Origin of the sequence: Kribbella sp. NBC_01505 (assembly GCF_045040285.1) — a bacterium.
Lineage (GTDB): Bacteria > Actinomycetota > Actinomycetes > Propionibacteriales > Kribbellaceae > Kribbella.
Map to the genome: position 1 here is coordinate 23,057 of NZ_CP109425.1, position 13,323 is coordinate 36,379.

Here is a 13,323-nt window from a genome sequence, read left to right on the forward strand (position 1 = left end):
AAATCCAGTTGCCGCGCGCAACAGCAAGCCAGCTACCAGGCCAGCCAGAAACAGGACAGCGCCCGGGGATCACCCCGGGCGCTGTCGAGGTAGAGATCAGCCGATGGTCTTGACCGCGGTGATCAGGGCTCCGTTGGTGGTGTCGCCGGAGAGCTCCCAGAAGAACGCGCCGCCGAGGCCCTGGCCGTTGGCGTAGGTCATCTTGCTGCGGATGGTGGCGGGGGTGTCATAACCCCACCATTGACCGTTGCAGAACGCGTACGCCGTACCGCCGACCGTGCCGTTGGACGGGCAGCGGGTCGAGATCAGCTTGTAGTCCTCGATGCCCGCCTCGTACTTGCCGGGTGCTGCTCCGGTCGCGCGGCCGCCGGGAGCGGCCTGGGTGACGCCGGTCCAGCCGCGGCCGTAGAAGCCGATGCCCAGCAGCAGCTTCGAGCTCGGGATGCCCTTGCTCTTCAGCTTCTGGATCGCGGCGTCGCTGTAGAAGCCGGCGGTCGGGATCCCGCTGTACGACGTCAGCGGCGAGTGCGGGGCGGTCGGGCCCTGCGCGCTGAACGCGCCGAAGTAGTCGTACGTCATCGGCATGATCCAGTCCAGCTTGCCGGCCGCCGCCGCGTAGTTGGTGGCGTCGATCTTGCCGCCGTTGGTGCCGTCGGCGGTGATGGCCGCGGTGATCAGCGCCGAGGAGCCGAAGCGGTTCCGCAGTGCGGTGACCACGTTGTTGAAGGCGTTCGGGCCGCTGGTGTCACAGCTCAGGCCACAGGCGTTCGGGTACTCCCAGTCGATGTCGATACCGTCGAAGACGTCGGCCCAGCGCGGGTCCTCGACCAGGCTGTAGCAGGAGTTGGCGAAGGCGGTCGGGTTCTTGGCCGCCTCGGTGAAGCCGCCGGACCAGGTCCAGCCACCGAACGACCAGACCACCTTGATGTTCGGGAACTCGCGCTTCAGCTTGCGCAGCTGGTTGAAGTTGCCGCGCAGCGCACCGGCGTCCCAGGTGTCGGCGACCCCGTCGACCGAGCCGGCGGCGTCGTACGCCTTGTCGTAGGCGGCGTACGAGTCACCCATCGTGCAGCGGCCGCCGGTGGTGTTGCCGAAGGCATAGACGATGTTGGTGAGCTTGGCGGCCGAACCACTCGTCTTGATGTTCTTGACGTGGTAGTTGCGGTCGTAGACCCCCCACTCGGTGAAGTAGCCGACGACACGCTTGCCGGCCGCGGGCGCTGCTGCCGCCGCCGGAACCGCAGCCGGAGCCGGAGCTACCTCGTGGACGGCCAGGCCGGACTGCTCGCCCGGCGCGGCCTTCGGTACGGCGGACGCGCTGACGGCCGGCATCAAACCGGCGCCGAGCAGCGCGACCGCGGTCAGAACGGATGAGACGGGGCGGAATCTCATGGGGGTTCCTCCAGAGCTGACAGAGGTGCAAGTCCGCACATTCTGCACGACTTTCCCCGATTAAGAAACGGAGGTTACTAAAGTAATTCAGTTTCCCTGGTCTTCACTCTCCGGTGACTGATTTTCACGCTCCGTTCAGTACGCCGAACCCTTCCGCCATGGACCGGAGGCGTCTACCGTCCGCCGTACCGGCCGTAGGTGAGAGCGCTCTCACTCCCCTGCAGTTCCCGCCCTGTTCTGCCCGGAGGTGGTACCTCGTGTCCCGAAAAGTGTCCCGAAAGACCCATGCACGCTGGCGCGCGACGATCGTCGCCCTCGTCCTGGCCCTCTGCTCGACCCTCCTGGTGGGTGGCGTAGCACGAGCGGCCGACGACTACACCCAATCGGTCAGCTCGCTCAACGCGACCCAGGCCCAGATCGCCTTCACTCCAACGACCACGGCCGTCTATGTCGACGTGCACTACACAGTCGCCGGCCAGGGCCAGCAGAACTTCCGGATGGACCTCAGCGGCGGCACCTGGCGCAAGACCGTGAGCGGACTGTCGTCCGGGACGGTCATCGACTACTGGTTCACCTACGAGAAGAGCGGGCCGCAGTACGACACCCCGCACTTCAGCTACACCCATGGCGGCTCGACCACGCCGGCCGTCGCCACGCCCACGTTCTCCCCGGCGGGCGGCAGCTACTCGACCGCGCAGACGGTGACGATCTCGACAGCGACAGCGGGCTCCACGATTCGCTACACGGTGGACGGTTCCACGCCGACCGCGTCGTCGACGTTGTACGGCGGTCCGATCAGCGTGCCGACGAGTCGCACGATCAACGCGATCGGTCTCAAGTCCGGTCTCACGAACTCCCCCGTGGCCAGTGCCACCTACACGATCGGTAGCTCTCCGGTCAGCTGTACGACGCAACCCGACGTACCGAACTTCGGCCCGAACACGCGCATCTTCGACCCGAGCATGTCGTCGACGGCGATCCAGACGCAGCTCGACGCGGACTTCAACGCGCAGAAGGACACCCTGACCGCGCAGATGGCGAACCGGCGGGTGGCGCACCTGTTCAAGCCCGGTTCCTACAGCGTGCATGACGATGTCGGCTACTACACCTCGGTCGCGGGCCTCGGCCAGAACCCCGGTGACGTGGTCATCAACGGCGCGATCACGGTCGACGCGTTCAACGAGTCCGACCAAGGCGTGGCGCTGCAGAACTTCTGGCGGTCCGCGGAGAACATGGCGGTCAACCCGATCGGCGGCTCGAACCGCTGGGCAGTCGCGCAGGCGGCGCCGTTCCGCCGGATGGACATCCGCGGCAACCTGCAGCTCTACCCGGCCAGCTACGGCTTCGCGAGCGGCGGCTACATCGCCGACTCCAAGGTCTCCGGCGAGACCGCGTCGATCTCTCAGCAGCAGTGGTACACCCGGGACAGCAACCTCGGCAGCTGGGCCGGTGGTGTCTGGAACATGGTCTTCTCCGGTACGCCGGGCGCTCCGCCGACCACCTTCCCGAACCCGCCGGAAACGACCCTCGCGACCACGCCGGTCTCGCGGGACGTGCCGTACCTGTACATCGACGGCGCGGGCAAGTACCGCGTATTCACCCCGTCCCTGCGCACCAACGCTTCCGGCGCGAGCTGGGCGAACGGATCCACCCCCGGTACGTCGATCCCGATGAGCCAGTTCTACGTCGTGAAGGCCGGCGACACCGCGTCGACGATCAACTCGGCACTGGCCTCGGGCTGCAACCTGTTCTTCACTCCCGGCGTCTACCACCTCAACCAGACCCTCAACGTGACCAGGGCAAACACCGTCGTCCTCGGCATCGGCTACCCGACCCTGATCCCGGACAACGGCGTGAACGCGATGCAGGTCGCTGACGTCGACGGCGTACGCGTCAAGGGTCTGTTGTTCGACGCCGGTACGACGAACTCCGCGGCACTGCTGACGGTCGGCCCCGCGGGCTCGTCCGCGAACCACGCGGCGAACCCGACCACCCTCCAGGACGTGTTCTTCCGGATCGGCGGCTCGATCGCCGGGCATGCGACGACGAGCCTGATCGTCAACAGCCACAACACGATCATCGACCACATCTGGGCCTGGCGCGCCGACCACGGCAACGCCGGCACCTGGGGCTGGACCCAGGCGACCGCCGATACCGGATTGATTGTCAACGGCAACAACGTGCTCGCGACCGGGCTGTTCGTCGAGCACTACCAGAAGACCCAGGTGATCTGGAACGGCCAAGGCGGCAAGACGATCTTCTTCCAGAACGAGATGCCGTACGACGTCCCGAACCAGGCCAGCTGGAACCGCCCGAGCGGCCGCAACGGCTATGCGGCGTACAAGGTCGGCGACAACGTCACCTCGCATGAGGCCTGGGGCCTCGGCAGCTACAACTTCTTCAACGTCAACCCGTCCGTCAGTGCCTACAACGCATTCGAAGCACCCAACAACGCGAATGTGCGCTTCCACAGCCTGTGCACGGTCTCGCTGAACTACCAGGGCACTATCACGCACGTCATCAACGACACCGGAGCCGTGACGCCACCAGGCACCGTCCCGGTCAACGTGGTCAGCTACCCCTGAGCCGGAGACTGCTCGGGCGCAGACCGCGCTCGCGCTGGAAGGCCGCACTCAAGCTGTAGGCCGTGCCGTAGCCCACCTGGCGCGCGATGGATTCCACCGTCGCGTCGCCGCGGGTCAGCAAGTCTTCGGCCAGTGCGAGTCGCCAGTTCATGAGGTAGGTCATCGGCGGTTCACCGACGAGTTCGGTGAACCGCCGCGCGAAGGTCGCCCGGGACACCGCCGCCACCGCTGCGAGCCCGGCGACTGTCCACGGCCGCGCCGGATCGCTGTGCAGGAGCCGCATCGCCGGGCCGATGACCGGATCCCCGACCGCGCTGATCCAGCCCGGCTGATCCGGCTCCGCCTGGGCGAACCACTCGCGCAGGCAGACCAGCAGCAGCACATCGAGCAGTCGATCCACCATGGGCTGATACCCCGGCTCGGCTCGCTCGGCCTCGCTGGACGTCAGGGCCAGCACCGGACCGATCCGTTCCGCTCCGGACACCACCAGCAGCTCGGGTACGGCGCTCAGCAACCGCTCCGAGATGCGGCCTCGTACCTGATACCTCCCCAGCAACAGTGCAGTGCGGCCGGGGCTGTCCAGCTCCCGGTCGGCCGGCCAGAGGTCGGCGTCCTGCAGGATCCGGCCGTCCGGCAGAGCGGTCAGCACCGGCTCGATCTCGGAGTCGAGCGAGTCGCTGATCCAGTACGACGAACGGTTCGATACGACCGCGACCTCACCGGCCTTGACGAGTCGCGGGGCCGATTCGCCCGGAATGATCCAGGCCTCGCCCCGCAGGACAGCGATCACCGTGAGCGGAAGCCTCGCCTCGACGCTGATCCGCCAGGGCGGGCCGAAGGCGACCTGCCCCAGGAGAGCGCCGTCCGACCGGACCTCCGTCAGTAGTTCCGCGAGCAGATCCACAGCGCCAGATTAGACGCTCGCGTATCCGATCGGGACGCCAGACCATTCACCCACTCACCGGACGCGCGTTGACTGGACGCCAGGAACGCCGTACAAACTCTGGGAGCGCACAGTGGACCTGACCCGTAAAGACCTGCTGAAGCTGGCGGCTGCCGCCGGCGTCGCTGCCGGCCTACCGCTCCAAACGGGCACTGCGAACGCCACTGAACGGACTACCAGCACAGGTCACCATCCAGTCATCGAACGCGACGTCGCCATCATCGGCGGCGGCTCCACCGGCACGTACGCCGCGATCCGGCTTCGCGATCTCGGCAAGAGCGTGGTGGTCATCGAGCGGAAGGACCGGCTCGGCGGGCACACCGAGAAGTACGTCGACCCGGCGTCCGGTGCCTCCTTCAACATGGGCGTCGTGGTCTGGCACAACCTGCCGGTCGCGCACAGCTACCTGAACCGCCTCGGTGTGCCTTTCGCGGTCGGATCGATCGGCGGTGGCAGCGGCGGATCCACCGGGTACGTCGACTTCCGGACCGGCAAGCTGGTCCCGGACTACCGGCCGCCGGCTCCGACTCAGCTCCCCGTTCTGCGCGACCTGATCGATCGCTACCCCTACCTCGAACACGGCTTCGAGCTGCCGAACCCCGTACCGGCCGAACTCTTGATGCCGTGGGGCGACTTCCTGGCCAAGCACAGTCTGGACACCCTGCCCGGGCTGGTGGCCAACTTCGGCCAGGGGCTCGGCGACATCATGAACCAACCGACCTTGTACGTGATGAAGAACTTCGGTTCCAGCCTGATCAGCGACCTGCTGAACAACACGTTCCTGAACCCCGTCAGCACGAACACCCACGAGATCTACGAGAAGGCGGCTCTCGTCCTCGGCGACGACGTCCTGCTCAGCTCGGAGGTCACCCACACCCACCGCGGACACGGAGTCCTGCTCCGGGTCGACACCCCGGACGGTCCTCGGGTCATCCGCGCCAAGAAGCTGGTCATCACTGCGCCCCCGCTGCCGAGCAGCCTGTCCGCGGTCGACCTGGACGGGACGGAACTGTCCCTCTTCAAGCGTTTCCGCCCCGGCTTCTACTACACCGGAGTCGTCCGGATCGCCGGCCTGCCGGCGAAGACCTCACTGCAGAACGTCGGCAGCGACACCGTCTTCAACCTGCCGCCGCTCCCCGGGATCTACGGCCTTACCCAGCAGGGCCCGGCCGACCTGTACCAGGTCAAGTACGGCAGCGACCGAGCCCTCACCGACGCTCAGGTCCAAGCCAACGTCCTCGCCGACCTGAACCGCCTCCGCACCGCGGGCGCCTACCCGGTCACCGCAGCGAAGTTCGAGGCCTACAGCAGCCACAGCCCCTTCGAGCTCACTGTCAGCGTCGCCGATATCAAGAAGGGTTTCTACCGTCGCCTGAGCGCACTCCAAGGACACCGCAACACCTTCTACACCGGCGGCGCCTTCCACACCCAGGACTCGGCCATGCTGTGGCGCTTCACCGAGACCCTCATCCCCCGGATCCGGAAGTCCCTCCACCACTAGCAGCTGCTCGGAGCCAGATCTCCAGGCAGGTCTCGGATGCCCGCCGGAGCTCGTCGGGTGAGACGGCGGAGGCACGGTAGAAGGTCCGCTCGATCATCCAGCAAAGCGCTTGTGCCATGGCTCGGGCACCGTCGGGCTGATCGTTGTCCGGTACGCCGGCATTGATCAGGACCGCGGTGATGGCGTCGATGAAGATGTCCGCGGTCTCGGTCCAGAGCGCGTCCAGCTCGGGCACCGCCGCGGACTGGTCGATGGCGACGCGCATGATCAGGCCGTGGTCGAGCCATTGGTCGCGCGTGCGCGCCATCACCTTGGCGATCGCCTCGCGGGAGGCCGTGGGCTCTTCGGCCGCGGCGCGGGACTTCTCGCGCAGGACCTCAACGGTCTTGGCGAAGAGGGCAACCAGTGCGTCCTGTTTGGAACCGAAGTAGAAGTACAGCGAAGCCCGCGAGAGACCCGCTCCCTCAGCCAAGTCGTTGATCGTGAGGGCCTCGAAGGTCTTGCCGGCCAGGAGTTCTTCGAGGGTCTCGAGAATCTTCTGCTCGCGCAGGTCGCCCTTTGTGGGCGTGCCGGACCGCCGCATCTCAGGTGGACACGATCTGGTGGCCGTCCGGGAAGTCCGTTGAGCGGGACAACTGCTCCCAGGTTTCGATGTCGGCATTGACTGCTGCGCGACCGGCGTCCACGAGTCGCAGCGCGTCGGATCCGAGCACGAGGTGCACCGGCGGGTTCTCCGCATCGATCACCGCCAGTACGGCGTCGGCCGCCTTGGCCGGGTTGCCCAGCTGATTGCCACTGGCCGCTTGGCGCGCAGCGCGGATCGGATCGAACAGTTCGTCGTACTCCGGGATGGACCTGGAACTGCGACGCATCGAGCTGCCCGACCAGTTCGTCCGGAACGACCCCGGCTCGATGATGGTCACCCGGACACCGAAGGAGGCGACCTCCTTGGCCAGCGTCTCGAAGATGCCCTCGAGGGCGTACTTGCTGCCGTGGTAGTACGACAGCCCCGGAACCGTCATCAGCCCGCCCATCGAGCCGACCGCGAAGATGTGCCCCGACCGGCGCTTCCGCATGCCGGGCAACACGGCCTGCGCGGTGGCCGCCGTACCGAAGACGTTGGCGTCGAACTGCGCGCGCAGCTCAGCCAGAGGCGACTCCTCGAAGACACCTTCGTAGCCGTAGCCGGCATTGGCGATCAGTACGTCGATGGGGCCGACCGTCTGCTCGACCTCGGCCACCACCGCGAACACCGCCTCGTCGTCGGTGACGTCCAGCTGGCGAGCGTGAGCTCGGCCGGGCGCGATCGCCTCGAAGGCCGCCAGGTCATCGGGCTTGCGAACTGTGCCGACGACAACATGCCCGGCCGCCAGTGCGCCCTCCGCGAAGGCGCGGCCGAGACCGCTGCTGACCCCAGTAATGAGAAACGTCCGTGTAGTCATGACCTCGACTCTACACAGCGTTCATTAAAATCAACACCCCGTGGATTTCCACGGTACGCGCCCAGATGGCCACCGCCAAAGGGCCGAAGGCCACCGGTTAAGGTTTGGTCTGTGGACCGGCCGAACGCAGTAGCCCGTAATGGGCGCCTGGCGATCGGACTAGTTGTCGTCGCGGTGCTGGCCGTGGCAGGCGGGGCTTTCATGGCCGGTCGCGGCCCGGTCGTCTCGCCGTCGACCGCCGCGGAGCCGCTTGCCGAGACACCTGCCGCCGTGTCGGCGGTCACAGTCAGGCTCGCCGAACTGCCCACGGGCCGGGCACCCCAGGTGGCCTACCTCAGTGGCCGCGTGGTCAAGGGCGGGCTCGGCGACGACATCACCGTGCCTGGCAAGGAGGACATCCTTCGGGCGGCCCGGTTCGAGGGCGACGCGCTGGTGATCCTCGACGTCGGCACCGGCGACACCGAGCTCGTTCAGGTCAGTTCGGGGTCAGGCATCGACTCCGGCAGCAGGGTTCCGGCGGTCGCGAGTCTGGTGACGTCGATCGACGAGGACGCGGTCGCCTATGGGACGGCCCGCACCAATGCCGATCACACCCGGCGGCAAGGCAACGCGGTCTACTGGCGCAACTCGTTCGACGACCAGAAGCTGGATCGCCCCGACGACTGGGCGTCGACCGTGCTGGCCGTGGTCGGCTCCACCGTCTACTTCGCCGCCACGACCGACCCCGACAACCCGGTCGCGACACTGAACGTCTGGCACACGCAGACCGGCAAGGTCGACGTACTGACGTCCTTCAAGACCCCGGCGGGAGTCGACCTCCAGGGAACCAACGGCGTCGACCAGATCTCCGGTGCCGCCCAGACGTTCTGCTCGGCACTGCGACAGCTTGCCAACGGCAAGCAACTGTGGCGGACCTGCGAGTACTCGCTGAACGGGTTCACTCCGGACGGCGAGACCGTGTACGCGACCCCGGACTTCCGCGCCGAAGGAGCCGATCCCTCCGTCACCGCGCTCGACAGCCGGACCGGCAACGTACGACGGCAGTGGACCGGATTGCAGTTCCTCAGCACGGCCGCGGAGGACGACGACCACCTGCTGATGGCCGTCGACACCGGCGAGAGCACTCCGGTCGCGATCATTCGGTGCAGCATCGGCTCGGGTGACTGCGAGCTGGCGGTCAGTCCCACGAAGGTGGCGCGGCGAGACGCCCTGTGGCTGATGGGGAGCTGGTCATGAAGCGTCAGAACGGCGTACTGGCGGTGGTGATCGCCGCGATCACGGTCGCGGCCGTCGCGCTGGGCGCCGCCCTCGCGTCCCGGCAGAGTCCGAACGCACACAGCGCCGCTCCCCTCGCCGCACCGGCCACTCCGCAACCCACCAAGCTCACCTTGGCCGTGGACAAGCTCGGGAAAGGGCAGCCGCCTCGGCTCCCGTATCTGGTCGGCCGCGAGGTTCGAGGCGCGGCCGGCGATCCGTTCACGGTTCCGGGGGCCGACGACATCCTCGAGATCGCCCGGGTGAACGACTCCGTGCTCGCCATCACCACGAACGGCGATGGCTGGCGGGTGCAGCGGTCCGGCGGCGACGACGTACTGGGTGCCAGTCACCTGCAGGTCAACGAAGACCACACCAGCGCCGCGTACGCTGCCTACCAGGGCGGTACCTCGCCGACCGAGGGTGGCATCATCTTCGCCGACTCCGGTACGGCGTTGCAGTCGCTCAAACTGACCACCGGCTGGAACTTCCAGGTGCTCGCCTACGCGAACGGCAAGGTCTACTACCAGTCGTCCGACGTGCTCGGCCGCGGCGCGACCTGGAGCACCTACGCCTGGGTCCCGGGTGAGCCGCGGGCCACGCTGATGAAGACGATTCCATCGCTGACCACCCTGACAGCCGACGGCAAGACCGCGGCCTCGACGCTCGTGGCCAACGATGCCGGATCGTGTTCCGCGATCAGCACCGTTGACACCGGTCAGCGTGCTTGGAAGACCTGCGACTACTCGCTTCGGTCGTTCAGCCCCGCTGGCGCCACGGTGTTCGGAACGCCGGCTCGCGACCAGAGTTCCTGCGCCACCGCGGAGGCTGCGCTCGACGCGAAGACCGGCCAGCTGCTGCGGGAGTGGAAGGGTTGCCTGCAGGGTGCGGCGCCGGAGGACGACGACCACTTGTTGATGGTGGCAACCGTCTCCGGTGCTGACAGCAACCATCAGACGTCGGCGATCGTCCGCTGCACCGTCAGCACCGGCGCCTGCGAGCTGGCCACAGCTATCACCGCCGACCGCCTCCTCCTCGGCTCTTAAGAGCGAGCGGACCGGGCCCGGACGGTCAGTGCGATCGCGGAGACGACGAACCAGAAGGCGCCGAAGAGCGAGTAGCCCGCGATGGTGGACAGACCGCTCGTGGCTGAGGCGGACATCGCGGCGAACGACGCGCCGGCGAGGACTGACAAGCCCCCGCTGACGATCATCGGCCACTGCGCGCCGACCACGCGCCGCCGCCGTACCGCGACCGTGAGCTGGATTGCTCCGGAGAGCAGCGCCCAGACGCCGAAGACGAGCAGGATCTTGCCGACGGTGCCGAAGCTGGCCACGAGAATTCCGACGGTCGCGGCCAGGTCGAGGACCAGGTTGACCGTGCCGACGCGATCCGTGGCTCCACCGGCGATCCGCCGCTCGAGCAGCGTGGCGACGGCGTCCCACAGCGGGTAGATGGTGAGCAGCACGGCCGCGAGCACCGTGGGCTCGTCCGCCGACACGAGCGTGGTCGAGGTGGTGAAGACGATGGTTGCCCAGATCAACGAAAAGACGGTCCGAACCAGGTAGACGGTTCGGAGTCCGTGCGACGGGGTGGTGGTCGACGGTACGGCGGTCTGAGTCATCGGGATGTCCTTGCGTTGGATCGTGGTGGGGTTCTCGTTGCTGAGTCTCGACGCTCCCGGGCACCGCCGTGTACTTCGAATGAAGTACTTCTCCGGACCAGGTATGAACGAGAATCAATGCATGGTCAAGGCGCAGCACGAGGACGACAGGCCCGCCGCACCCGGGTGGATCCGCCGTCCCGACCTCGTGAACCTGGCCGCCTACTCGATCGCCGGACTCGTCTTCGCCGGTCAGCTCGTGGCGCTCCTGCTGCGCGGCCCCGACTGGCCGTCGGCGTTGTCCGTCGCGCTCGCGGGCGGCGGCATCGCCCTGTCGTGGTGGAGTCCGTGGGCCGGGCTGATCGTGACCAGCGCGACCTCCTTCGCCGTGACGGCGGTCGGCGACGACCCGCTGTCGCTCTGGATGATCGCCGTCCTCGTGCTGTTCTCGGTGACCTTCCGGGGCAAGCGGCCGCTGATCGCAACCGCCATCGTGGCGGCCGCCTTCCTGGGCGCGTACATGACGGTCGGCGGGTTTCGCGGCGGAGCGGTCGTGGGGACCGCGGCCCTCTTCTCGGCCGTAGCCGGAGGGGCGACGGGCGCCGGGCTCCGCATCTACCGGGACCACTGGTGGACGCTGGAGGAACGCGCCGAGAACGCCATCGCCACCCGCGAGATCGAGGCGATCAGGCGGGTGACCGAGGAGCGGCTCCGGATCGCCCGCGACCTCCACGACGTCATGGGCCACCAGGTCGCGATGCTCAGCGTGCACCTCGGGGTGGCGGAGATCGGGCTGCCCCAAGATGCCGAGCCGGCCCGGCAGGCCTTGGTGGCGGCCAGGTCCAGTGCGCGCTCGGTCGTCGTGGAGACGCAGCGGATCCTTGCGCTGCTTCGCCGCGGTGACGACAGTTCCGACGAGGAGGCGCTCCGGCCGGCTCCGGCGCTCAGCGGTTTGGAAGGGCTGATCGCTTCATTCCGAAGTATCGGCCTCGACGTGGAGCCGGCAATCGACGTACCCGACGACTTCGTCGAACCCAGCGTCGGCGTGACGGTCTACCGAGTCGTCCAGGAAGCACTCACCAACGCCCATCGCCATGGCACCGGGCCGGCGACGGTGGAGGTCCGGGAACGGGACGGCCGGATCTGCGTCACCGTGGAGAACCGCATCCATCCCGGCGGCATCGATCCTGGGAGGCGCGGCTCCGGCTCCGGCGGTCGGCTCGGTCTGGTCGGGATGCGTGAGCGGGTCGAGTCCTCGGGCGGACGGTTGACGATCGACAACACCGGCGACCGGTTCCGTGTCCGGGCGGACTTGAGCCCCTCGGGAGTTGCGGTCCGATGACCCGAGTGCTGATCGTCGACGACCAGGACGACATGCGCGCTGGTATCCGGGCGATGCTGCTGCTCGACCCCAGCCTGGACGTGGTGGCCGACCTGTCGGACGGACTCCAGGTCATCCCGTTCCTGCGCGAGCATCCGGTCGACCTGGTCCTGATGGACATCAGGATGCCCGGGATCGACGGTGTCGAGGCGACCCGCCGGATCCGCGCCGAGCACCCGGCCGAGAAGGTCCGGGTGATCGTGCTGACCACCTTCGACCAGGACGAGATCGTGCTGGCTGCCCTCCGAGCCGGCGCCAACGGCTTCCTCAGCAAGACCGTCAGCCCCGCCGAGCTCGTCGCCGGAATCACCGAGGTGGTCACCGGCGGCGGCACCCTCTCCGCGGCAGCAACCGCCGCGCTCATCGGTCACATGACCGACAGCCCGCCTCCCGTCGCAGACCAGGAACTCCTCCAGCGCTTCCGCCCACTGACCCCACGCGAACGAGAGGTGGTCCTCCTGATCGCCGCCGGCCTGACCAACGACGAGATCGCCGCCCAGCTCTACATGTCCCCGCTCACCGCGAAAACCCACGCCGTGCGAGCCATGACCAAGGTCGGCGCCCGCGACCGCGCCCAGCTGGTCTCCTTCACCTTCCGGGCCGGGCTCTACCCCTGACCGTCTGCTTTGTCGGCCAGGTGGCTGAAGTGCTGCTGCCACTCGGCGAACAACGCCGTGAACTGCGGCATCCGGTCGGCCAGGGGGATGAACCAGCGCACGGTCTCCGCGTAGTACTGGGCCTGCTTGGCCGGCCGCGGATGGGTGTCGAGGGCCTGCACGTTGCTGTACCGGTCCGACAACTTCACCATCAGTACGTCGGCCGGCGCATCCTCGAAGGACCGCAAATATCCCGCACGCACCGCCGCCGGATCCTCACCGGGAGCCGCGTCCGGTTTCGTCACCGCGGCCACCAACTCGGTCGTCGTGGCCCCGAACCGCTCGCGGATCTCCTCGAGCGTGCCGTCGGTGTCCTCCGCGACGTCATGCAGCACCACGGCAGCCAAGATGTCGAACGACGTGACACCGCCGGCCTCGATCGCGACCTGGAGAGCCTGCATCAGGTGCTCCACATACGGTTCGCCGGCCGGGTGCACCTGGTCACCGTGCCATTCCGCGGCGGCGTCGTACACGACGGCGAGCTGGTCGACGACCTCCCCCGGCAGCCGGTCACGCAGTGCGGGCTCTGCGTCGGCCCACGTCCGCCACGCGTCGAACACCTTCAT

The 13,323-nt window shown here is 67.7% G+C and carries 12 protein-coding genes; 6 read left to right on the forward strand and 6 right to left on the reverse strand.

Features of this window, described 5'->3' with window-relative positions; translation table 11 throughout:
- Positions 1-96: 96 nt before the first annotated feature.
- Entirely contained in the window at positions 97-1,392 is a 1,296-nt protein-coding gene (locus tag OG474_RS00085; protein WP_405060061.1) for a glycoside hydrolase family 18 protein, read from the reverse strand.
- A gap of 257 nt (positions 1,393-1,649) precedes the next feature.
- On the opposite strand from OG474_RS00085, the gene OG474_RS00090 reads away from it, so the two are divergent.
- Positions 1,650-3,977 (forward strand): chitobiase/beta-hexosaminidase C-terminal domain-containing protein, encoded by a 2,328-nt coding sequence (locus OG474_RS00090; RefSeq protein ID WP_405060062.1) that lies wholly within the window; start codon positions 1,650-1,652, stop codon positions 3,975-3,977.
- Here OG474_RS00090 and OG474_RS00095 read toward each other — a convergent pair.
- Positions 3,964-4,881: a cupin domain-containing protein gene (locus OG474_RS00095; protein WP_405060063.1), complete on the reverse strand. Its 918-nt coding sequence runs from the start codon at positions 4,879-4,881 to the stop codon at positions 3,964-3,966. The genes OG474_RS00090 and OG474_RS00095 overlap by 14 nt on opposite strands.
- Before the next feature lie 112 nt (positions 4,882-4,993).
- Here OG474_RS00095 and OG474_RS00100 point away from each other — a divergent pair, with 112 nt between their 5' ends.
- Positions 4,994-6,421, forward strand: coding sequence for an FAD-dependent oxidoreductase (locus tag OG474_RS00100; RefSeq protein ID WP_405060064.1), 1,428 nt, complete (start codon positions 4,994-4,996; stop codon positions 6,419-6,421).
- On the opposite strand, the gene OG474_RS00105 is transcribed toward OG474_RS00100, so the two are convergent.
- A complete protein-coding gene (locus OG474_RS00105) occupies positions 6,387-7,004 on the reverse strand; it encodes a TetR/AcrR family transcriptional regulator (RefSeq protein WP_405060065.1) in 618 nt (205 codons plus the stop codon). The genes OG474_RS00100 and OG474_RS00105 overlap by 35 nt on opposite strands.
- Position 7,005: 1 nt before the next feature.
- Positions 7,006-7,863: an oxidoreductase gene (locus tag OG474_RS00110; RefSeq protein ID WP_405060066.1), complete on the reverse strand. Its 858-nt coding sequence runs from the start codon at positions 7,861-7,863 to the stop codon at positions 7,006-7,008.
- A gap of 111 nt (positions 7,864-7,974) precedes the next feature.
- Here OG474_RS00110 and OG474_RS00115 point away from each other — a divergent pair, with 111 nt between their 5' ends.
- Positions 7,975-9,099, forward strand: coding sequence for a hypothetical protein (locus tag OG474_RS00115; RefSeq protein ID WP_405060067.1), 1,125 nt, complete (start codon positions 7,975-7,977; stop codon positions 9,097-9,099).
- A complete protein-coding gene (locus OG474_RS00120) occupies positions 9,096-10,163 on the forward strand; it encodes a hypothetical protein (protein ID WP_405060068.1) in 1,068 nt (355 codons plus the stop codon). Before OG474_RS00115 ends, OG474_RS00120 begins: the two co-directional genes overlap by 4 nt.
- Here OG474_RS00120 and OG474_RS00125 read toward each other — a convergent pair.
- On the reverse strand, positions 10,160-10,741 hold the full coding sequence (locus tag OG474_RS00125; protein WP_405060069.1) for a DUF308 domain-containing protein: 582 nt from the start codon (positions 10,739-10,741) through the stop codon (positions 10,160-10,162). The genes OG474_RS00120 and OG474_RS00125 overlap by 4 nt on opposite strands.
- Before the next feature lie 121 nt (positions 10,742-10,862).
- Between OG474_RS00125 and OG474_RS00130 the strand changes: the two genes are divergently transcribed.
- Positions 10,863-12,062, forward strand: coding sequence for a sensor histidine kinase (locus OG474_RS00130; RefSeq protein WP_405060070.1), 1,200 nt, complete (start codon positions 10,863-10,865; stop codon positions 12,060-12,062).
- A complete protein-coding gene (locus OG474_RS00135; RefSeq protein WP_405060071.1) occupies positions 12,059-12,718 on the forward strand; it encodes a response regulator in 660 nt (219 codons plus the stop codon). The genes OG474_RS00130 and OG474_RS00135 overlap by 4 nt, the downstream gene beginning before the upstream one ends.
- Here the strand turns inward: OG474_RS00135 and OG474_RS00140 are convergent.
- A complete protein-coding gene (locus tag OG474_RS00140) occupies positions 12,709-13,323 on the reverse strand; it encodes an HD domain-containing protein (RefSeq protein ID WP_405060072.1) in 615 nt (204 codons plus the stop codon). The two genes, OG474_RS00135 and OG474_RS00140, sit on opposite strands and share 10 nt — an antisense overlap.